1 protein-coding gene, 1 rRNA gene and 1 pseudogene are annotated in these 893 nt (G+C 55.9%); 2 read left to right on the top strand and 1 reads right to left on the bottom strand.

Features of this window, described 5'->3' with window-relative positions:
• Together M3I54_RS44400 and M3I54_RS44395 are read left to right on the top strand one after the other, a co-directional pair.
• Positions 1-177, top strand: a 177-nt coding sequence (locus M3I54_RS44400) for a transposase domain-containing protein (protein WP_254345774.1), incomplete at its 5' end; no start/stop codon positions are given.
• A gap of 72 nt (positions 178-249) precedes the next feature.
• Positions 250-501 (top strand): annotated as a pseudogene (locus M3I54_RS44395) (SMP-30/gluconolaconase/LRE-like region family protein); the annotation flags it as partial.
• 210 nt (positions 502-711) lie between these two features.
• On the opposite strand, the gene rrf reads toward M3I54_RS44395, so the two are convergent.
• Positions 712-825, bottom strand: a 5S ribosomal RNA gene (gene rrf, locus M3I54_RS44390).
• Positions 826-893: the final 68 nt, after the last annotated feature.

Genomic DNA, 893 nt, shown 5'->3' with positions numbered 1-893 from the left:
GCGATGTACGCATTGATTGGCACTTGCAGACTGAATGACATCGATCCGCGTGCCTACCTCGACTACGTGCTAACCCATATCGCCGGTCACAAAATCAATCGCATCGACGAGCTCCTGCCTTGGCGTGTGGCCGACAAACTGCACACACCAGGCAGTCCGCCAGATCCCTCTACCTGACCGGCAGCTCCAGTTCACCATCATGCTTTACGCGCACGCGAATGGACGAACGGCCCAACTGAGGCGCTTACGTCGATCACGGCAGCCGGCAACTATCTCTTTGTCGGATATGTCCACACCGTGCCCAACATCGACGCCTTCAATCTCACCACAGGCAGCCTGGACACCACGTTGATCAACAGCAGTCCCGATACCGTGTACGTCGGCAATGACGTGGATTCGATGTACGGGCTTAGATCGTAACTTCGATCGAACGGGGAGTACATGGTTACTAAGGATAACTACAATGGCTCCGGCATCGTTGTTTATCGTTGGACTCCCTGATCGCCCGTGTTCGCGCGGTTCCTTCGCCGGCATTGGACTGGTTATCGCGCTGTTGGATTCTTATTGACATGGTCCGGTGGCGGTCAATTCAGAGTGATGTGATTTCGGCCATCTTCGGTCGCGCGTGAAATCAAGATCTGCGACGCCCAAACGCCAGAACCCCGGCTCTCTTTCGGAGACACCGGGGTTCTGGACGTTACAGCATAAGGAGCCTGACGATTACCTACTTTCACACGGGCAATCCGCACTATCATCGGCGTGGAGCTGTTTCACGGTCCTGTTCGGGATGGGAAGGGGTGGGACCAGCTCGCTATGGTCATCAGGCATGACGGGTTGCTGCGTCGCGGTGTTATCGCGCCACAGCCAATCGGGAAGAAGCGTAAAGAGGTGTT

It is taken from the genome of Paraburkholderia sp. CNPSo 3274 (genome assembly GCF_024206475.1).
In the GTDB taxonomy this organism is placed as follows: Bacteria; Pseudomonadota; Gammaproteobacteria; order Burkholderiales; family Burkholderiaceae; genus Paraburkholderia.
This window is presented reverse-complemented; position numbering and strand designations above follow the sequence as displayed.